The sequence below is a fragment of the Acinetobacter sp. YH12070 genome (genome assembly GCF_013419625.1).
GTDB classification, from domain to species: domain Bacteria; phylum Pseudomonadota; class Gammaproteobacteria; order Pseudomonadales; family Moraxellaceae; genus Acinetobacter; species Acinetobacter amyesii.
The window spans coordinates 142396-162940 of sequence record NZ_VOZT01000001.1; the positions used below are offsets into that span (position 1 = coordinate 142396).

Annotated in this window: 21 protein-coding genes; 13 read left to right on the forward strand and 8 right to left on the reverse strand. The window is 42.0% G+C overall.

Annotated elements, in window-relative coordinates; all coding sequences use genetic code 11:
• The first annotated feature begins 1 nt into the window (after position 1).
• From hcaB to FTU17_RS00690, 6 genes are all read left to right on the forward strand, one after another.
• Positions 2-820: a 3-phenylpropionate-dihydrodiol/cinnamic acid-dihydrodiol dehydrogenase gene (gene hcaB / locus FTU17_RS00665; RefSeq protein WP_078192772.1), complete on the forward strand. Its 819-nt coding sequence runs from the start codon at positions 2-4 to the stop codon at positions 818-820.
• Between the two features lie 66 nt (positions 821-886).
• A complete protein-coding gene (locus tag FTU17_RS00670) occupies positions 887-1849 on the forward strand; it encodes a 3-carboxyethylcatechol 2,3-dioxygenase (RefSeq protein WP_180002939.1) in 963 nt (320 codons plus the stop codon).
• An 11-nt stretch (positions 1850-1860) separates the two neighbouring features.
• Complete coding sequence (gene hcaD / locus FTU17_RS00675) at positions 1861-3096, forward strand: 3-phenylpropionate/cinnamic acid dioxygenase ferredoxin--NAD(+) reductase subunit (RefSeq protein ID WP_180007136.1); 1236 nt, start codon at positions 1861-1863, stop codon at positions 3094-3096.
• 434 nt (positions 3097-3530) lie between these two features.
• Positions 3531-4433 (forward strand): DMT family transporter, encoded by a 903-nt coding sequence (locus FTU17_RS00680; protein WP_180021141.1) that lies wholly within the window; start codon positions 3531-3533, stop codon positions 4431-4433.
• Between the two features lie 229 nt (positions 4434-4662).
• The gene (locus tag FTU17_RS00685; protein ID WP_078192768.1) at positions 4663-5604 is read left to right on the forward strand and encodes a cation diffusion facilitator family transporter; all 942 of its coding nucleotides are present in this window, start codon (positions 4663-4665) and stop codon (positions 5602-5604) included.
• A 60-nt stretch (positions 5605-5664) separates the two neighbouring features.
• Complete coding sequence (locus FTU17_RS00690) at positions 5665-6720, forward strand: MBL fold metallo-hydrolase (RefSeq protein WP_180134483.1); 1056 nt, start codon at positions 5665-5667, stop codon at positions 6718-6720.
• Between the two features lie 81 nt (positions 6721-6801).
• Here the strand turns inward: FTU17_RS00690 and FTU17_RS00695 are convergent, their stop codons facing one another.
• Complete coding sequence (locus tag FTU17_RS00695) at positions 6802-8322, reverse strand: catalase (protein WP_111884100.1); 1521 nt, start codon at positions 8320-8322, stop codon at positions 6802-6804.
• 1029 nt (positions 8323-9351) lie between these two features.
• On the opposite strand from FTU17_RS00695, the gene FTU17_RS00700 reads away from it, so the two are divergent.
• The gene (locus tag FTU17_RS00700) at positions 9352-9612 is read left to right on the forward strand and encodes a hypothetical protein (protein WP_180065344.1); all 261 of its coding nucleotides are present in this window, start codon (positions 9352-9354) and stop codon (positions 9610-9612) included.
• Between the two features lie 626 nt (positions 9613-10238).
• On the opposite strand, the gene FTU17_RS00705 is transcribed toward FTU17_RS00700, so the two are convergent.
• Entirely contained in the window at positions 10239-10847 is a 609-nt protein-coding gene (locus FTU17_RS00705) for a TetR/AcrR family transcriptional regulator (RefSeq protein ID WP_180134484.1), read from the reverse strand.
• 91 nt (positions 10848-10938) lie between these two features.
• Here FTU17_RS00705 and FTU17_RS00710 point away from each other — a divergent pair, with 91 nt between their 5' ends.
• Together FTU17_RS00710 and FTU17_RS00715 are read left to right on the forward strand one after the other, a co-directional pair.
• Complete coding sequence (locus tag FTU17_RS00710; RefSeq protein WP_180134485.1) at positions 10939-12600, forward strand: acyl-CoA dehydrogenase family protein; 1662 nt, start codon at positions 10939-10941, stop codon at positions 12598-12600.
• Between the two features lie 182 nt (positions 12601-12782).
• Positions 12783-12983, forward strand: coding sequence for a hypothetical protein (locus FTU17_RS00715; RefSeq protein WP_180042069.1), 201 nt, complete (start codon positions 12783-12785; stop codon positions 12981-12983).
• 22 nt (positions 12984-13005) lie between these two features.
• Here FTU17_RS00715 and FTU17_RS00720 read toward each other — a convergent pair whose 3' ends face one another.
• The 4 genes from FTU17_RS00720 to FTU17_RS00735 all read right to left on the reverse strand — a co-directional run bounded on the left by FTU17_RS00720 (position 13006) and on the right by FTU17_RS00735 (position 16597).
• The gene (locus tag FTU17_RS00720) at positions 13006-13167 is read right to left on the reverse strand and encodes a hypothetical protein (protein ID WP_180109040.1); all 162 of its coding nucleotides are present in this window, start codon (positions 13165-13167) and stop codon (positions 13006-13008) included.
• A 67-nt stretch (positions 13168-13234) separates the two neighbouring features.
• Entirely contained in the window at positions 13235-13663 is a 429-nt protein-coding gene (locus FTU17_RS00725) for a hypothetical protein (RefSeq protein ID WP_180134455.1), read from the reverse strand.
• Between the two features lie 79 nt (positions 13664-13742).
• The gene (ptsP, locus tag FTU17_RS00730; protein ID WP_180005299.1) at positions 13743-16040 is read right to left on the reverse strand and encodes a phosphoenolpyruvate--protein phosphotransferase; all 2298 of its coding nucleotides are present in this window, start codon (positions 16038-16040) and stop codon (positions 13743-13745) included.
• A gap of 77 nt (positions 16041-16117) precedes the next feature.
• Entirely contained in the window at positions 16118-16597 is a 480-nt protein-coding gene (locus FTU17_RS00735; protein ID WP_078189729.1) for an RNA pyrophosphohydrolase, read from the reverse strand.
• A gap of 181 nt (positions 16598-16778) precedes the next feature.
• Here FTU17_RS00735 and FTU17_RS00740 point away from each other — a divergent pair, with 181 nt between their 5' ends.
• The 3 genes from FTU17_RS00740 to FTU17_RS00750 all read left to right on the forward strand — a co-directional run bounded on the left by FTU17_RS00740 (position 16779) and on the right by FTU17_RS00750 (position 18341).
• Positions 16779-17435, forward strand: a complete 657-nt coding sequence (locus FTU17_RS00740; RefSeq protein WP_078189728.1) for an HAD family phosphatase — start codon at positions 16779-16781, stop codon at positions 17433-17435.
• 93 nt (positions 17436-17528) lie between these two features.
• Positions 17529-18002 carry a DUF2628 domain-containing protein gene (locus FTU17_RS00745; protein ID WP_180134486.1) on the forward strand — a complete coding sequence of 158 codons (474 nt, stop codon included), beginning with the start codon at positions 17529-17531 and terminating at the stop codon, positions 18000-18002.
• Positions 18003-18098: 96 nt separating this feature from the next.
• The gene (locus tag FTU17_RS00750; RefSeq protein ID WP_078189726.1) at positions 18099-18341 is read left to right on the forward strand and encodes a DUF2789 family protein; all 243 of its coding nucleotides are present in this window, start codon (positions 18099-18101) and stop codon (positions 18339-18341) included.
• A 198-nt stretch (positions 18342-18539) separates the two neighbouring features.
• Here the strand turns inward: FTU17_RS00750 and FTU17_RS00755 are convergent, their stop codons facing one another.
• Entirely contained in the window at positions 18540-19403 is an 864-nt protein-coding gene (locus tag FTU17_RS00755; protein WP_078189725.1) for a LysR family transcriptional regulator, read from the reverse strand.
• A gap of 469 nt (positions 19404-19872) precedes the next feature.
• Here FTU17_RS00755 and FTU17_RS00760 point away from each other — a divergent pair, with 469 nt between their 5' ends.
• Positions 19873-20082, forward strand: coding sequence for a hypothetical protein (locus tag FTU17_RS00760; RefSeq protein ID WP_180024477.1), 210 nt, complete (start codon positions 19873-19875; stop codon positions 20080-20082).
• A gap of 128 nt (positions 20083-20210) precedes the next feature.
• On the opposite strand, the gene FTU17_RS00765 is transcribed toward FTU17_RS00760, so the two are convergent.
• The gene (locus FTU17_RS00765; RefSeq protein WP_180134487.1) at positions 20211-20408 is read right to left on the reverse strand and encodes a DUF2061 domain-containing protein; all 198 of its coding nucleotides are present in this window, start codon (positions 20406-20408) and stop codon (positions 20211-20213) included.
• Between the last annotated feature and the right edge of the window lie 137 nt (positions 20409-20545).

Sequence of the window (20545 nt, forward strand, 5' to 3'; positions counted from 1 at the left end):
CATGGGTTGGCTACAAGGCGAAGTTGCACTTATTACCGGTGGTGGTTCAGGCTTAGGCTGGGCATTGGTTGAACGTTTCTTAGAAGAAGGTGCACAAGTTGCTGTTCTTCAACGTTCTCAATCGAAAGTTGATGCATTGAAAGAACATTTTGGTGACCGCGTGCTTGCGATCGCAGGAGATGTAGCCAGCTATGAGGATAATGTTCGTGCAGTTCAAGCAACTGTAGAACATTATGGCAAACTTGACTGTTTCGTCGGAAACGCAGGTATCTGGGATCATTACGCAGATATCGTCAATACATCGGGTGAACAGCTGGAGAAAGCTTTTGATGAGATTATGGGTATTAACACCAAATCTCTCATCTTAGGTGCCAAAGCTGCACTTGATGCATTGATAGCTTCGGAAGGTTCTATCATATTTACTTTGTCTAACTCAGCACTGTATTCGGCAGGCGGAGGCCCTGTATACACAGCGTCTAAGCATGCTGGCGTTGGGATTATGAAAGAATTAGCCTACGAGCTTGCGCCTAAAGTACGAGTGAACGCTGTTGCTCCGTCGGGTATGAATGTAAACATCAAAGGTGCTGCTTCTTTAGGCCAAGAAAACCTCGGTCTACTCGATGCACGTGATCCTGAGAAGATTGCCCGCGGTATGCCGCTCAACTTCTTACCAGAACCCGAAGATATGACTGGTTCTTATGTGTTATTGGCTTCTCGTCAAAACAACCGTCCATTGACAGGCGTTTTAATCAACGCGGAATGTGGTCTAGGTATCCGTGGTTTACGTCAACCACGTGCTGGCTTCTTTGACGAGATCTAAATCGCCAAAACCGTAAAGGACTTACTCGGCAGCCGTTTTTGGCTGCCTTCCGTTTAGGAGTCACCCATGGCCGTTAAACTTATTTGTGCATCGCACAGTCCCCTAATGGAATTTGCTTCTCCGCAAGAGAAATACAAAGAGGAAAAAGTTCGCGAAACTTTTGCCAAACTTGCTAAAAAAGTTGAAGACTATAATCCAACATTGATCATTACTTTTGGTCCAGACCATTTCAATGGTTTCTTCTATGACCTCATGCCATCTTTCTGCGTCGGTATTCGTGCCAAAGCAGCAGGTGATTGGGATTATGGTAAAGACAATGACCACATCAATGTGCCTGAAGAAACAGCAATCAGTCTGGTTCGTCGCGTATTGGATGAAGGTGTCGATGTTGCATACTCTTATCGTATGCAGGCAGACCACGGTGTGACTCAACCATTACATTTCCTTTGTGGTGGCAAGCTTGATCGTTATCCAACGATTCCAATTTTTATCAATGGTGCAGCTGCGCCGATGCCAACAACCAAGCGTACAGTCGCTTTGGGGCGTGCAGTCGGTCAGTTCATTAAATCATTGAACTTAGAGAATGAACGTGTACTTGTTTTGGGTACAGGTGGTTTGTCTCATGATCCACCAACGCCGCAAATGGGTTCAGTTCCACCAGAAGTGGAAGAGTTCCTGATTGCAGGTCGTAATCCAACTGAAGAGGCACGTAATACACGTCAAGGCAAAATCATTGCTGTCGGTCAAAAACTCGCAGCGGGTGATACTTCTGTCGCAGTGCCTTTAAACCCAGAATGGGATCGTGCATTGCTTGAGACGTTTGCCAAAGCTGACTTTGCTGCCATTGAAGCAATGACTGAAGCTGAAATTCGTGTTGAAGGTGGTCGTGGCGGTCAAGAAGTTCGTTCTTGGATGGCTGCTTTTGCTGCACTACATGAAGTGGGCGAATACGACATGACAACACATTGCTACGAAGACATTAGTGAGTGGATTGCGGGCTTCGGCATCGTATCTGCAGAATTGAAATAAGGAACAAACCCATGAGCCAAAATGGTATCGAAACCATCGTTATTGTTGGAGCTGGTCAAGCTGGTGCTAGCGCCATTTTAGAACTCCGTGCGAACAAGTATGAAGGCAAAATCATTTTGGTGGGTGATGAAACACATCTTCCTTATGAACGTCCGCCTTTGTCTAAAGACGTAATTCTAAAACCTGAAGAGACCAAAATCGAAATTCTGTCAGAAGAAAAATTGGCAGAACTCGGTGTTGAACATATTCGTGGCAATGGCGTTGTGAAAATCCATAGCGATGCGAAAACAGTTGAACTGAAAAATGGCGAAATTGTTGCATTTGACAAGTTGCTTCTAGCAACCGGTGGTGCAGCACGCCGTTTACCGAATTTCGATGCTTTGGGTAAACACGTTTATACCTTACGTAACCTTGAAGATTCACAAGCATTGGTGCCTGTATTACAAGCGGGTCGCCGTATTGTATTGATCGGCGGTGGTGTGATTGGTCTTGAGCTTGCATCTTCAGCACGTTCTAAAGACTGTATCGTGACCGTGATTGAAATGGGTCCGATGGTCATGGGTCGTTCATCTCCACGTGTTTTAAGTGAATTCTTATTGGCACAGCAACGTCTTGCAGGTGTAGATGTTCGTCTTTCGACTTCTATTGCTGACTGTAAGCTTGATGGCGAAGAAGTAGTGATCACGCTTGAAGGCGGTGAAGAACTTCGTGCCGATGCAGTGATCTATGGTATTGGCATTGTGCCAAATGCTCAACTTGCGGTTGATGCAGGTTTAGACGTTGATTTTGCCATTAAAGTGAATAATAACTGCCAAACTTCGCATCCAGATATTTATGCAGCGGGTGACGTTGCGACTCAGCTTCGTGACTGTGGTAACCACCGTCGTGTCGAAACTTGGGAAAATGCGAACTTGCAAGCAGGTATCTTTGCTCGTCATGTAATGGATGTAGAACATCCAACCCCAAATCCAGCGTGGTTCTGGACAGATCAATTGAATATCAACTATCAATTTGTAGGTGATATGGCTGCAAGCGAATGGATCGTTCGTGGTGAAATTAAACCTGAATTGGCGGCTGAGTCTTCATTTGTATTGTTTGGTGTAACTGACGGTGTCATTGTTGGTGGTATTACGGTGAATGCTGCAAAAGAGATGCGTCATTTGAAAAAATTGATTAGCAAGAATGCGGCGTTTGAAGCGGATAAATATTTAGATTTAAGCCAAGATTTACGTAAACTTGTAAAGTAAGCTGAATGTCTAAGAGGAGCAGACTTACGGTAACGTAGGTCTGTTTTTTTATGTCTTTAGTTTTAGCATCGCACTTATAAAGCTATTTTTGTAGTCCATGTATACAGTTTTAGCTTATATAGATCTATTCAACGGTTTTAATCCTCCCAGCCCTCCTTTTTCAAAGGAGGGAGTAGTCTTTGTGAAGAATGGATTTCGTTTGGATGGTTCCCTCTCTTTTTTAAAGAGGGGCTAGGGGAGATTATTGATCGTTTGAGGAGAAGTCCTTATACCCCAAACGATCGGGTGGCATTCATACCGCCTCCAATTTAGTTGATAAAGGGGAGAACAATAATTGGTCTTAAACTTTATTAGTTAATGGTCTTACGAGTAGTTCCAGATCTGAATAGTGGGTTTCAGGTTAAGTCGTTAGAACAATCAAATTTGAGAATGAAATGAAATCTTCACTGCCGCTGACGGCAAGTATATATGCTCTTTTGGTACTGATTTGGGCGACGACGCCGCTCGCGATTGTGTGGAGTGTGCAGGAAATACATCCGATGTGGGTGTTGATTATCCGTTACTTCGGCGCATCTATTATTGCGCTGTTTCTGTTGAAATTGATGCGTGATCCTTTGCCGTTTGATGAAACCTCATTAAAAAGTTATGTGGCAGGGAGTTTGAATTTGATTGGCGCACAGTTGTTTATTTATCTCGCAGCCAATTATCTCACCTCTGGTTTAATGGCACTGATTTTTGGTTTTTCACCCTTAATTGCCGGTTTGATTGGGCATGTAATTTTAAAAACACATAAATTGGTCGCTTTGCAGTGGTTGGGCATGGCGGTTGCAGTGGGTGGTCTAACTTTTGTCTTTGCAGATTCTGCTGATAGCAAAGTCAATCCAATTGGCGTTGTACTGATGCTAATCAGCATGGTGTCGTATATTAGTTCGATTTTTTGGGTGAAGCAGATTAATGCACCGTTAAAGCCAATGTCTCAGGCAACAGGTTCTCTGATTGTTTCTGCCTTGGGTTCGGTACTCATCATTCCTTTTATCTGGCAGCATTTTCCAACCGAATTGCCAAGTGGCCGTGCCATGATAGGTTTTGTCTTTACCATGATCATGTCATCTATTGTGGCAATGCTGTGTTACTTCTGGCTGATCAAACGTTTGGCGGCATCAACGGTGTCACTCAGTAATGTGATGACACCTGTCATAGCATTGGTTTTGGGAGCGACGTTGAACAGTGAACATATTAGCTCCAATGCCTTTGTTGGAATCGTGGTCGTGATGTTTGGTATTGTGATGTACTTTTGGAAAGAGTGGCGCGAGCAATATTTTAATAAAGTACGTTGAACCGTGTACATCTACAGAATTATAAGGAAGCTGCGGCTTCTTTTTTTTCTATACCTTTGCGCTAAAGAGCGTGTTTCACATGGAACATGATGGCATTGTCGAAACAATCGACAGTTGGTGTAAAAACAACAAAATAACAAACAACAGCTACAGTCAGTTTGAGTACTATGGAATGAGTTATAAAATCAAATAGATCTGTTTGATAAAAATAAATTTAGGACAATTTTAAATGTCTGAATCTAACAAAATCGTGGTATATGCAGCGCTCTTCGGCAATTTAGCGATTGCACTGGTGAAGTTTGTCGCTGCCTATATCACGAATAGTTCGGCCATGTTGAGTGAAGCTATTCACTCTGTGGTTGATACTTTAAATGAAATCTTACTGCTCTACGGTATGAAAAAATCGCAGCAGCCAGCAAATGCACGCCATCCGTTTGGCTATGGGAGAGAGCTGTATTTTTGGGCTTTTATTGTGGCGTTGATGGTCTTTGCTTTGGGTGCGATCGTGTCGATTTATCAAGGGATTAGTCATATTTATCACCCCGAAGAAATGCAAAATCCGATGATTAACTATATCGTATTAGGTATTGCGATTTTGTGTGAAGGGACCTCTTGGTTTGTGGCATTGAAAGCATTTCGTAAAATCAAAGGGAAACAGGGCTATTTTGAAGCATTTCGACGCAGTAAAGATCCGACGACATTTACCGTGTTATTTGAAGATTCAGCAGCGCTGATTGGTCTGTTTATTGCCCTGATCGGTATCTATTTATCACACGCGCTGAATATGCCAATGCTTGATGGTCTGGCATCAATTCTAATTGGGGTTGTACTCGCTATTTCAGCAATTTTACTTGCACGTGAGACTAAAGGATTGCTCATGGGAGAAACTGCTGACCCACAATTGAGGCATAATGTCTTGATGGTTGCAGAGCAAGATCCAGCAGTGCATTCTGCCAATGGGGTGTTAACAGAGCAGATGGGTGCACATCAAGTTTTGGCATCTTTGAGTCTTGAATTTAAAGATAATTTAACGTCAGATGATATAGAAGCTTGTGTCAACAGAATTGAAGCACAAATTAAACAGCTTCATCCTGAAATTGTGGCACTCTTTGTCAAGCCTCAATCTCGGAAGGTTTGGCTTGAGCGCATGAAAGGTCGTCTTGATCAATAGGTCTGCGAGGTTAAATACTTTGCAAGGTTTGTCAGCATAGTGAATGAATTTTAAATACACATGAATCAAAAAACTCAATCAGCACAGTTTCAAATCAGTACTGAACGCTGTATGAAACATACGTGGACGAAGCCTGTATTTGATTATCTGGCAACTGACCATTTTAATGGGGAAAAATTCTTTAATACCCTTCGAAATCCAGATGCGTTTACGCGTAAAGATATGCTGAAATGGATCATGACGCGTAAAAGCGATACATGGAAAGTAGATCGTGAGCAAGAATACCAACAGTTTTTTGCTTCTTCGCGTAGCATTCCGCACAATCGGCCATTGGCTAAAATGGATGATTGGTTGGTTTGGTTTGTCGGACATGCGACGGTTTTGATTCAAATTGGGCCATATAATTTTTTGACCGATCCTGTATGGGCGGAGTATGCAGGCCCACGTCAAGGGACTGGACCACGACGTGCTTGTCCTGCAGGAATTGCCTTAGAAGAATTACCTACAATTCATGGGGTTTTACTAAGCCATAATCATTATGATCATATGGATTTAGCAACCTTGAATTGGTTACATGAACAATTTGCTATGCCGATTTATACTGGTTTAGGCAATGCTTATTATTTACCCACACATTTCAATGTCATTGAACTTGATTGGTGGCAATCGGAAATGTTTGAAGATTTGCGTATCGTTTATACGCCTGCACAGCATGGTTCAGGTCGTGGTTGGCGAGATCAAAATCATGCCTTATGGGGAGGTTTTTCCATCGTGCATAGTACAGGACATTTCTTCTTTGCTGGAGATACGGGCTATGCCGCACATTTCAAACAAATCCATACACGCTTAGGTGCACCCCGAGTAGCGTTATTACCGATTGGAGCTTATGAGCCACGTCGTTTAATGAAATATTTGCATATGAATCCCGAAGAAGCTTTTCAGGCGCATAAAGATTTACAGTCAAAATGTTCATTGGCAATGCATTATCGGACGTTTCAGTTGACTGATGAAGCTAGAGACCAGCCGGAGCATGACTTACATCATGCAATGCGTAAAACATCAAAGTTAATGAATCCATTTTTGACCATGCATGAAGGCAAAAAACTGATTGTTTAAGGATTAATTAGAAGGTAATTGGAATATTTAATGCCAAGAAAAAACCACCTTAAAAGGTGGTTTTTTATTCAAAGATAAAACTTAAAGCAAGCCAGGATTACCTTGAGCTGGATCAGTTGCACGAGCAGCTTGCGCATCCGCTACAGTTAAGCCTAATGCTTTTGCAACACCTTCACCATAAGCTGGATCACATGCGTAACAGTTACGGATATGACGATATTTGATGAAGTCGAGTGCATCGCCCATTGCGCCAGCAGTGTTATTAAACAATGCTTGTTTTTGTTCATCATTCATTAAGTTGAATAATGCACGTGGTTGACTGAAATAGTCGCTGTCATCTTCACGATAATCCCACAAGTCAGCATCACCAGTAATTTTCAATGGTGGTTCTTTGTATTGTGGTTGCTCTTGCCATTGGCTGAAGCTGTTTGGTTCATAATGCGGTGTTGCACCATAGTTACCATCCATACGGCCTTGTCCATCACGACGGTTGGAATGAACAGGGCAACGTGGTGCATTTACAGGAATTTGGTAATGGTTTACACCCACGCGATAACGTGCAGCATCAGCATAGTTGAATAAACGCGCTTGCAGCATACGGTCAGGTGAGAAGCTAATACCCGGCACCAAGTTACTTGGTGCGAAAGCGGCTTGTTCAACATCTTGGAAATAGTTTTCAGGGTTACGATTGAGTTCGAATTCACCCACTTCAATCAACGGATAGTCGCCTTTAGGCCATACTTTGGTTAAATCAAATGGGTGATAAGGTACTTTTTCTGCATCAAGTTCAGGCATGATTTGAACGTACATTTTCCATTTTGGAAAATCGCCGCGTTCAATTGCATTGAACAGATCGGTTTGTGAGCTTTCACGGTCTTTGGCAATAATCGCTTCAGCTTCAGCATCGGTTAAGTTTTTAATGCCTTGTTGCGTGCGCATGTGGAATTTAACCCAGAAGCGTTCATTATTGGCATTAATAAAACTGAAAGTATGACTGCCAAAACCATGCATATGACGGTAACCATCTGGAATACCGCGGTCAGACATCACAATCGTAACTTGGTGTAGAGCTTCAGGTAGTAAAGTCCAAAAATCCCAGTTATTAGTTGCACTACGCTTATTGGTTTTAGGATCGCGTTTTACTGCTTTGTTTAAGTCAGGGAATTTACGAGCATCACGTAGGAAGAAGACAGGGGTGTTATTACCAACTAAATCCCAGTTACCTTCTTCAGTATAGAATTTAAGGGCAAAACCACGAATATCGCGTTCTGCATCTGCAGCACCACGCTCACCCGCTACGGTAGAGAAACGAGCAAAAAGTTCAGTTTTTTTACCAACTTCTGAGAAAATTTTAGCGCGGGTATATTGGGTAATATCGTTAGTCACGGTAAACGTACCGAAAGCACCAGAACCTTTGGCATGCATACGACGCTCTGGAATTACTTCACGAACGAAATTACCGAGTTTTTCATTAAGCCATAGGTCTTGGGCAAGTAAAGGACCACGTGCACCTGCCGTCATACTGTTCTGGTTGTCTACAACAGGAGCACCAGCATCAGTTGTTAGGTGGGTGACAGGACATTTTTTAACGTCGTCGCTCATTGAGTATCTCCATTATTATAATCATGTATTAAAGTTGGGAGTTATAACCTTTCAATTGATAACACGCTCAACAGCACATGACCTTAACCGTTTTGTTAATTCATTTTAAAGTGACAATGTGACAACAGTTTTCTCTCATTCTAAAATTTTTCAAGCAGCAATCAATCGAAGATAAGTCATAAAACTGTAGCCGTTAAAAGCTTAAAAATCTTTATATACTTATTGACTCTAAAGCTTTCTGTGGCTTTTGACAAATGGAAAAATAGTTTTGAATAAATGGTTAATTCGATTGATTAAGTTATTGAATTTATATTATTTATTTATATATTTTGTTTTAATATTTTATCGATGAATTAAACTCAAATATATCGCTATGATAGGTAGAATAGGACGAAATATCTAAATCCATATTTCTATTATGGATTTTGGCCTTAATATAGGTTTTTTAGCTGATTCTAGTTAATGAAAGACATTTTTATGTTGTTAATATTGCAGAGCTTTTTTAACATTAAAGACATTATTTAATACTTAAAATAAGCTAAAAATACAGCTGAAGAAATATTGGCAAGTGGTCTAAGTTGTTTTAGAAAATTGTAAATAAATTTTTTATGGGGTGATGCTAGTTGGCACACCTATCTTTATTGTTGTCAGGTCAGGTGTTGTCACTCCAGCGTGTATCGATTCCTACATCATATCAACATACTAGGCAACCTTACGTGATCGCATATCGTAGTTGAGGGGGTTAATGGCGAACCCATTTTGACCTCGGGATATATTTTACGCCTAAAAGGATAAGCACTTAAACAAGACTGGACCGTATTGGCATGAGCACATGGCACGACTGTGTGGCTGATACAAGTGCTCCTTCAAGTGATTATACAATGGGCCTGTATATAGTTTGCAACTAGTCATAGATGGTGCAATCGACAGTTGTTTGAGGCATGGCTATGTAGTGGTTGCAACAGATTATAAGGACTGGGTAAGCTAAAACTGCGCCCTCATATGAATGTAGTCAGTTAAGTTTATAATTTGGTGCATTCTGTACATGCACTGCATTCTTGCAAGTCGAAGCAATTTAATAAAGACTGGATGGTGATGGGGCATAGTCAAGGTGGTGCAGCTGTGATTGCGGTTGCAGCTCAGGAGCAAAAAGATGCGCTTGAATTAAATTTTAAAGCTGCAATACCCTTGGCACCGGGTGGTTATCAATATGAATGTATTGCTGAATACGTAGAAACCAATCCAAACCCAGATACCAACGTAGCGGCATTTTTCCCCAGCGTGTTGTAGGGAGCAGCCGCAGCAGATCGATCAATGTAGATCAACAGGTTAGTCCAGATATGCAGTCTTTACTAAATCAGGCCCGTAAACGCTGTTTATCAGAACTAAAAAATTAGTTAAAACAAGCACCTCAGCCAATCTTTTAAAAAATTCAGACTTAAGGCCATCCCTAAGCTATTTAAAACGGTAGTCGATTGAATATATGACCCTAACCGTAACACTGATGTTTGTTTAAGGCGCCGCAGACCATTTGTAGATCACCTTGGTACTCAAAGTTATTACCAGCAAGTGTGCAAACAAAAATTGCCAGCGGTCTATCATGCGATCCCAAATGGCGATCATCGAGATGCATTACGCCATAGCCCGAAATATACGGCTGAGTTTTTAAAGAGCTTACAACTGGCCAGCATTGCAAAGGCGTATAAATGAGATAAGTAAGCTGGCAATAAAAGCATAACTTCTAAAGCACTTTTATTGAAGGATGAACCAAGTGATGAATGATTTTCTTCTACCGTAAAAATGAATTTCCTAAATATCTAAAATAACTGGTTTAAGAGCCGGTTTTTTTTGTAAATAACATGACTTTATTTTATTCACCGATGCATTTGAAACGTCATTAGACTTGTCCGCGAAGTCTAATCGCGCAACATATGAATTATATCTCGCTTTAATTCATCCCATTCAGTAAAGTTGGGTACGATCAACAAGCTTTGCGACACAAAGCCATAACACACTCTTTGTATATTTAAAGCCATTGGCTTGAGCTTTTCCTCGTTATTTATAAAAGGCTTAAGCATGTGTTGCCACATTTGCACCATCATGACATAACTTTTACGGTAACTTTCAATATCTGAAATCCGCCGTTCCAATAAAAACACCTGTGACCATAAAAACTGCTGCGCTTGAATTTGCTCAATTTGAAAGTGGATGATTTGCTGTAAATACTCTTGAAAATCCAAATCTGTGGATAACTTGATCAGCGATTGTGCATAAGTTTTCATCTGTTCAGCATTGTGTTTCACATGCAAATGAATGGTTAGCGCAATCAAATCTTCCTTCTTGGAAAAATATTCATAAAATGTCCCTAAGCCAACGCCTGCAAGGTCGGTAATTTCCCGAATGGTAATTTGACTGGCAGGGCGCTCATGCAAAAGCCGAACAAAACTGTCCTGTAAGGCTTCTTGCGTGAGCTTTGCACGCGATTGACGCGGCTTACGCCGTATCTGAATGGCTGAATTCTTCATATTGTTAAGCGCTGAAAACCGAACGTCTATGCTTTAAATTTTCTCTATACTGAAATGAAAAGCCAACAAGAACAAGTGGAAAATATAGACGATGAATACATTAGAACAGCCATGGATGACGCATCAAATCAGCAACCAATTTGATGAACTAGAAAACTACAATCTATTTTCAAGCGATACGGTTTTACATGAAATCTTAAAACGCTGCAGCAGCCATGATCAGCCGACTTTATGCGAAATGGGCAAAGTGGCAGGTTCGAGTGAATACTTTCAGCATGGGGCTTTAGCCAACAAACATACCCCAATTTTACATGCCTTCGATGCGCGAGGTCGCCGTACTGACTTTATCGAGTTTCATCCTTCATGGCATAAATGGATGGGGCTCAACCGCCAGTTTGATACCCATGCACATCCATTTAATCAGCCAAATTCCAAGGCAAAATGGGTGGAATGGGCAGCACGTTTTTATTTAGCAGGTCAGGTCGAGTGCGGCAATTTATGTCCAAACTCCATGACGCTCGGCAGTATTCCACTCATTCAGCGCGAACCTGAACTGTGGGCCAAAATTGGCGAGAAACTACTATCGACTGAATATGATGAACGCGATGTACCGATTGCGCAGAAAAAGTCGATTTGGCTCGGTATGGGCATGACCGAAAAGCAGGGCGGTTCAGATGTACGTGCTAATGAAACTATAGCTGTGCCTGTGGCAGAAACAGGACGAGGTAAAGCTTATTTACTCACGGGGCATAAATGGTTTTTCTCTGCACCGATGTGTGATGCGCATTTGGTGGTGGCAAAAAACGAACAAGATGGCTTGGCTTGTTTCTTTGTGCCACGTTGGTTGGAAGATGGCACCAAGAATAATATTCAGGTGCAACGCCTAAAAGAAAAAGTCGGTAACCGCAGTAATTCAAGCTCGGAAGTCGAATTCAAAAATGCGTGGGGCATTATGATTGGTGAGGCAGGGCGTGGCATTCCAACCATTATTGAAATGGCGAATTATACCCGTCTGACCTGTTCGGTCGGTTCGAGCGCCATGCTGCGTCAAGCTTTGGTGCAATGCATTGCTTATACCCGTCAGCGTCAGGCTTTTGGTAAACATCTGATTGATCAACCCCTAATGCGAGCAGTCTTGGCAGATTTAGCTTTGGAAAGTGAAGCAGCGACGCAGCTCAGTTTCCATTTGGCGCAGTGCTATGAATCGGATGATACTTTGTCTGTGGCATGGAAACGCATTATGACCCCAGCAGCCAAGTTTTGGATTTGTAAGCGTGCGGTGGAACTGACAGGTGAGATGATGGAAGTCTTTGGCGGCAATGGCTATGTCGATAACGGCATCATGGCGCGCATCTTTAAAGAAGCACCTGTGAATACCATTTGGGAAGGTTCAGGCAATGTCATGTGCCTAGATGTGCTGCGTGCGATTGGGCGTGACCCTGAATCTATTGAAGTGCTGTTTAAAGATTTGGCGAGTACAGCAAGTACAGATGAAAGCTTGCAAACAGAATTGCAGGACTTGTTCAGGTTGTTCCATCAATCACCTGAAGATTTACAATTTATGGGGCGCAGTTTGGTCAGTCGTTTAACGGTACTTGCACAAGCAGTTTTACTGAAACGCTATGCGCCTGACTATGTAGCAAATGGTTTTATTCAAAGCCGTTATAGCGCTAAACATGGGCAAGTGGTGGGGATGTTGGACGCCAAAATGGTCGATGTGGAGCGTTTGCTGGAAAGGGCTTTCGCAAGTTAAATGCAACGTATTTTACTCTCCCTTTGGGAGAGGGGAAAAATGTGGCAAAGCAAAGTTTTTATGGTCTTGAGACTAACTAAGCTGTATCAAAAAGTCATAGGAAAGTGCTTGAAAAAATCTAAAAATAGACCAATATATGCACTACAGCACGAGGGTGCTGTATAGGCAAAAGGTGAATGCAAATGGCAAAGAAAAAAGTCCTGCCTGAAGTTGAAGTTCGCAACTTTGTGGCAAAACACATGAACGATTTTAACAAAAGCCAAACTTTTGTAGATCGAAAGAAAAATGCAAAACGTGGCTATGCAAAGCACAAAAAAGGGGGATATTCGAATGATTATCTCCCTTTTTATTTCAGTGTGTTTTCTCAGTTTGTAGTCTACTAAACGATTCGGCTTCAGCATCTGCTTAAACAAAGTTCACATCATATTCCATACGTTTTACTGTTCGCTTCGCAATCTCTAGGCCATGCAATTTGGCCACAATATAAAGAGATGCATTGATTCCCGAAGAAATCCCCGCATCATCTAAGACTTCAACTTCGTTGAATAATAAGATACCGACGTTCATTCAGATGGTTCCATGCGGTATTTAAAGCATTGGTTTTGAGTTTAAATGTAGAACCTTAAAACACCGCTTATTTTGAAAATAAGTCTTCAAACATTTTGTTGAATGCGGATTTTTGTTGTGGTCTAGACGCTGTACTTTGATATTTTGAGGCGTCATTAGGTTGTTGGAGTACGTGTTCCACTTGACTGGTCAATTGCTTAAACCATGTTGAGTCAGTATGTTGCATGTGATTTAGCTGTTTGGCGTGCTGTGCAGCCAGTACCGATGGATCATTTTTACCTAAGCGGCGCTGTTGTGACGCAGTAATTTCTATACCGAGTAAAGGGGGAATACGAGAGCGGCTGACAGGGGCTTGGGATTTTGTTGGCTTGGTTGGGCGTGTATTGACTTGTTGTGTTTGGGACGGTCGAGGTCGAGTTGAGGATGCTTTTTCAATCGGTGTGTCTTGCTGCAGCTCTAACATTTTTTGTTTGAGTTGTGGATGGATCTTTGTCATATAAAAGGCAATTGCGACAAAAGCCAGAAAAAATAAAAAATCCATCATCACCTCGTTTTATTATTTTACATGAGTAGTTTTAAGCACTCACGATGCGTGTGGCAGATTTCACCATATCACCAAGACCATGAGTCTTGAAGTAATACTCCATCATGCTTTTCACCATCAGGGGATTATTCATGCTTAAGGCACGATCCAAGAGCTCTTTTGCATCGGGCATCGGCACATGGCAGATGGCTTTACGGACTTTCAGGATATTACTCGAACTCATCGATAGGGTATTAAAGCCCATCGCCATCAGTAAAATAGCGGTGAGTGGATCACCGGCCATTTCCCCACAAATACTAATCGGCTTGTCGTATTTATGACATTCTTGCACCAAGCGAGTTAGCGCACGAAGTACGGCTGGGTGTGAGTGTGAATAGACATTGGCAACTCGTGGGTTATTTCGGTCAACCGCAAGTAAATATTGGGTTAAATCGTTTGATCCGACCGAGAAGAAGTCAACCAATTCAGCAAACTCATCGATCTGTAACAGCACACTCGGTACTTCGACCATGATGCCGATTTTTGGCTTGGTAATCTTCACCTGTTCTTCTTCTTGCACCGCTTGCCAGTCACGATCAAGCAAATACAACGCTTCTTCGACTTCGCTGACACTGGTCACCATCGGCAGCAAAATATGCAAGTTGTTCAGGCCAATACTGGCTTTGAGCATGGCACGAATTTGGGCTGAAAAAATCTCAGGATGATCGAGAGTAAAGCGAATTCCACGCCAACCCAGTGCTGAGTTTTCTTCTTCAATCGAGAAATAAGGCAGGTCTTTATCTGCACCAATATCGAGGGTACGCATCACCACTGGTTTATTGGCAAAATGACTCAGCTGTTGACGATAAATAGCGCGCTGTTCTTCTTCACCAGGGAAGCGATCACGCAGCATAAACGGAATTTCAGAACGGTATAGACCGACACCTTTGGCGCCACGTTGTACACCGCGAACCACATCGATCATCAAGCCAGTATTTACAAACAATCGAACTGCAACACCATCAGGGGTGATGGCATCTTTGGTTTCGTATTGCTTCAGATCTTTGGCAATTTGCTCTTCTTCTTTTTGAATCTCTTTATAGCGTGTGCGTAAACGACGAGGTGGATTGATGAATACACGACCTTGATGTGCATCGACAATCATTTCGACATCATCGAGGGTATTAATTGGCAGTTCAGTCACACCGACTACGGTTGGAATACCGAGGGCACGTGCCACAATCACCATGTGTGAGTTCATGGCACCTTCGGTGGTCACAATCGCCGCGATTTTATCGACAGGGAGTTCAACCAAGGCAGCCGTAGAAATTTCCTCACCAATTAAAATGCTTTCATCGGTGATTTCACGGTGACTGGCATCTGCTTCTTGCAAAAAGGCCAAGATACGACGCCCTAGATCTTTTAAGTCTGAAACACGTTCGCGGAGATAGTCATCTTCCATCTGTGCAAAGAGCGCAATGTGTTTATCAATAACAATGCGTACCGAACCTTGTGCCCAGTTACCGTCACGAATTTCACTTTTGATTTCCGCGGGGAGGGCATTGGCATCGAGCATCCGCAAGAACACGCTAAATAATGCCCGCTCTTCGGCCATGAGGGCATCTTGCATCTTTTCATCGAGAGACAAAATTTCTTGACGAACTGCGTCTATGGCATTGTCGAGTAATTCGAGTTCTTCACTGATGTCATCGGCTTCACGATCGGGGACTGAAGCCAAATCAGCAGGTGGATACAGGATGACTGCACGACCTAGCGCAATACCGCCTGAACCTGAAATACCTTGGAAAGTTTTATAGGCAGGGAGGTTGTTTGGTTTACGAAAGACTTCAATATTCCCGACGGCATGTGCATGGGCAATCACCCCTGAAAGTTGAGCGCACAGGGTCACGAGGAAAGATTCGGCAGCTTCGCTAAAGTCTTGAGGCTCTTTGTTTTGAACCACCAAGACGCCCATAACTTTACGGCGATACATCACCGGAACCCCGAGGAAGGAATTGTAAATTTCTTCCCCCGTTTCTGGCAGATACATAAAGCGTTCATGCTTCGGTGCATTGTCTAAGTTGACGATTTCTTCACGTTGTCCAACTAAGCCGACCAAACCCTCACTGGTATGCAAAGAGACATGCCCAACGGCTTCAGGGTTTAAACCCTTAGAAGCCATCAGTAAATAACGATGATTTCGTTCATCAAGCAAGTAGATTGAGCAGACATCCACATGCATGGCTTCGGCCACTTGATTGACCATAATGTCTAAAGATTCATGCAAACTGGCCGACGCATTAATCTCTTGGACTATGCGTCTTAAGGTATCCAGTTGCATGTTCGACATCGTGTCTGCTCCAAAATTTATTCTGCTTTATTTATAACAACACTCATCCTAAAAATCTGCATCCATTCTGCAAATTTTTACGGTTTTTGCGGAAGCTGATTGCACAGCTCCACCATGGCTTTACGATATACATCGCGTTTAAAATTCACCACTTGACCCAAAGGGTACCAATAGCTGACCCATTGCCATTGATCAAACTCTGGTGGGTCTGACAAATCCAGCTGAATATGCTGTGCCGAAGCCGTCAGTTTTAATAAAAACCACTTTTGTTTTTGACCAATACAAACGGGGTCTGAATCCGTACGTATATACCGATGTGGCAAACGATAGCGCAACCACCCTTGGGTTTGTGCTATCACCTGGACGTGTTCGGGCAGTAAGCCAACTTCTTCTCTCAGCTCACGGTAAAGTGCCTGTTCGGGGGTTTCTCCATGTTGGATACCTCCTTGTGGAAATTGCCAGGCATTGTGACCAATGCGCTTTGCCCATAAAACTTGTCCAATGTCGTTTGCCAAAATGATCCCGACGTTGGGTCGGAAACCTTCTGAATCGATCATTTGGCTACCTAAATATTGTGTAATTTATGACTTTGCTCACGGGGACGTTTATTTCTGTGTCCATCTCGAAAAAGCAAAGTGTAAAAATGTTAAAATTGTTATGATCTTAACGAATTTCTATCGACTAGCGGAGATAGATTTACAATTTTTTTCTTAAATTTCAGCTTTTACGAGTATTTTCATGAAATTGGCACTGTTTGACCTTGATCACACCTTATTAAATACCGACTCAGACCATTCTTGGGGGGAGTTTTTGGTCAATGAAGGCTTGGTTGATCCAATTCATCATCGTGCCATGAATGATAAATTTTATGATGATTATAAAAAAGGCCAGCTTGACCCGATTGCTTATAATGAATTTGTATTTGAGTTTTTAACTCAACATGACAATGCCTACTTAACTGAGTTACATCAGTTGTTTATGAAAAAAGTCATTCGTGCGCAAATGCGTCCAGAGGGCTTTGCTGCCATTCAGCGCCATCAAGATGCAGGGCATCAATTGGTCGGGATCACCGCAACGTCTGATTTTATTACCGCACCGATTTTTCGTGAATTTGGTATTACTGAAATCATTGCAACCAATGCCGAAGTTGTGGATGGTAAATATACGGGTAAAGTGATCAATACTCCGTGCTATCAAAAAGGCAAATTAGTCCGCTTGAATCAATGGTTAGAAGGTCGTGATGTGACAGAGTCTTGGGCCTATTCAGATTCGATTAATGATCGTTTCCTGTTGGAATATGCCGATCATGCCTTTGCAATTAACCCAGATGACCGTTTAGAAGTCCTAGCAAAAGAACAAGGTTGGGACATTCAAGACTGGTCAATTCAAGCCTAAAAATAGATATGATAAAAAAGCATCTTGAGATGCTTTTTTATTTGACGTTCTTTTGATTAAACTTCGGCTCACTTATTTGAACTATCGCTCCATATGCAGACAGAAACTTCTTTTAAACATTTAATTCAAATCTTTATAGGGCCACGTGCTCAATCTTATTTAAAGTTCATAGAACAACAAGGTGGGCACAACAGTGGCCTGAGTTGGGCGGGGTTAATTTTTGGGCCCTATTGGTTACTCTATCGGAAGATGTATCGCTATTTCTTCTTATTCTTTGCGGTTGGTTTTTTGATTAGCATGTTGGCGCTCATCATCGGTGTGCCTGAACAGGTCTTGATGGGGCTGTCATTGATTCCTAACGCCGTACTCGCAGGGATCGGAAAGCGGCTTTATAGCGATTTTGCTGTGCAAAAGACCAAAGCCTATATGCAGCAGCCGAAATATAGTGAGCAGGTGTTTGCTGAAGAAGGCGGAGTGAACTGGGGGCTGCCTTTATTGTTGGTATTTATTCAATCGGTCGTGATGATTATGCTCAGTTTGCCTTTTATTCAATTTTCACCGCTGTAGAATTCTGTAATTGAGTGCGTGTCCGTTCCGTGTTATATCCTTAAAACAGAATAATTTTGTATCCATAAACAATAAGTTTTAACACGGAGAATGACAATGAGTGTACGTCCACGCATGACTCATCTATTTGAACAACTGGGTTTAGATTCGAGTGAAGACGCGATTGCTTTATTTATCGTGACGCATCAACTCAGTGCCCAAACTAAAATTACCGAAGCAGACTATTGGACAGATGCTCAGCGTCAGTTCTTGGCCGAAAAAATTAAGTCAGATGGTGAATGGGCGATTATTGTCGATCAATTGAATGAATCATTACATGAAGATTCATTGACGAAATAAAACCGACAGGTCTTCCTTGGGTTTTTTAATGGGATCGGCTGAAATAGGCGATCCCATTTTTAATGCAAAAGAAATTTAAGCGACCATTCAACATATAGAAAATTATTCGCTTTTTCTAAATGCTTAAACAGATGAATATAAAAAGCCACCATAGCGGTGGCTTGATTAATAATTGAATTTTGTAGGCAAAAAAATGAATTAGATGTGTTTCATCAATTCAACCAGCTTTTGTGCAGCAAGTGACTGAGTACGGCCTGGGTGCCATACCATGCCCAATTGACGATTCATGTTTGAAGGTAAATTCAGTTGTTTTAAATCTTGGTTCAATAAGGTTTTAGGAAGGACTGACCAACCGAGACCAATGGAAACCAACATACGAATCGACTCAAGTGAGTTATTGCTCATGGTGACTTTTGGTTTTAGTCCATACTTTTCAAATTCAGCCAAAGTAATTTGACTGGTATAGGTTTGCGCCGCAGGCAAAAGACTTGGGTACTGGATCAAATCTTCTAAGGTTAAATGCTCAACTTGCGCCAAAGGATGGAAAGGCGCAACCACGAATACCAGTGGATCATTCCATGTCGTGATGTATTTTAAACGGCTGTCACCTTGTGGCGGTAAAGTCAAAAAAGCCAACTCTAAGTCGCCAGCTAAAACTTGCTCATGGGCTTGTTCAGAATCAACAAAGTGTACATCTAAGGTCACTTCTGGAAACTGTTGTACATATTGACGCAAATGCGCCGGTAAATGGTGTAAGCCGATATGATGGCTAGTGCCAATTTTCAGTTTACCTTGAACCTGACCTTGCTCATGGCTGAGCGTATGGTGAATATCACCCAATTCATTCAGCCAGCTTTTTACTTTTGGCAAGAGAGAGTTTGCCGCATGCGTCGCTTGAACACCACGACCCGCGGATTCAAAAAGTTTGACACCGAAGTATTCTTCTAAACTGTGAATACGCTTGGTCACAGCAGGTTGCGTAATGAAGAGCTGATCTGCTGCCAAAGAGATCGAACCAGTTTCCATGACTTTTACAAAGGCTTCAAAGGCTGCGAGATTCATCTTCATTCCTATAAAGAATTTTTATGCGTAGTCTCATTGTTATAATATTTTAAGAATAAATCAAAGGAAAAGTTGTATCTTTTGATTTAAAACTAGGCGTTCAAGCCAGATGACGCTTTAAATCTGAGGGGATTTTCAGGGTTCAATAGTGTTATTTGAGTACTTGGTCACTGCATGATTTAAGATTGGGCTGTGACATTTTCAGCTCAAATGCGCTGTTACAAAGTTATTTTTTAAACCGAAACCAGAGTTATGCATAATATAAAAAATACAGGGCTGGAAAGTAATTCAACCGTTTGAATTAAAGAGGAGCGATGACGTTTCTTTTTAATTCAGTATTGAACTAAAACAAAAAAATGAACTCAAGTTTTGATGGCTTGGGGAACATACTTTTCAGTGAATAATTATAGCAACAGGTACAGTCATGGCTGCATCGATTAGCAATGTTGTACCTCACAGGGAGAAGGCGATGGATATTAAACACATTAAAAATTTATTGGATATTTTTGAAGGGACAGTCGAAAAGCGCTGTGCGATATATGAAATCGCAGATGATGAAGACGACGAAAACCGTGCAGCTGCCGAGTGTAATGCGGCAAAAAACAAACTAATTCTTGCGATAGAACAATTGGTTGAGGCGCATGATCAGCTGGCCTTACAGCAAAAAACCAAGCTTTGATGTTCTGTCTACAATTGAATCTATAGGATGAAATGAATAGAAAGTTAAAGTGGATAGAGTAAAAGAACGTTTTAAGGTCATTAAAAAAACCACCGTTATGGTGGTTTTTTACAAGGAGCAGGATTGGATTAAGCGGGGATATTTTCCTCTACAGCTTTATCTTTCTTTTCCCAGACTTTTTCATGGAAGAAAAAGGCAACCGCTTGAACAGTTGGTTCAAGTAAACTTAATGTAATGGCCATTGCAATACTGCCTGTCACGTAATAACCAACCAACATCGCAACCGTGATATGCATGATGTAATAGCTCAAGGTTTTTTTGAACATGCGCTGATTATTGTCGGGTAGTCAGACGCAGTTACCTACGTCCAACCCCCTAAGAACCGTGCATGCGAGTTTCCCAGCACACGGCTCAAGCCTCTGCTAAGGCGCCATTCGGCACCCGGTTATACATCGTTGACATT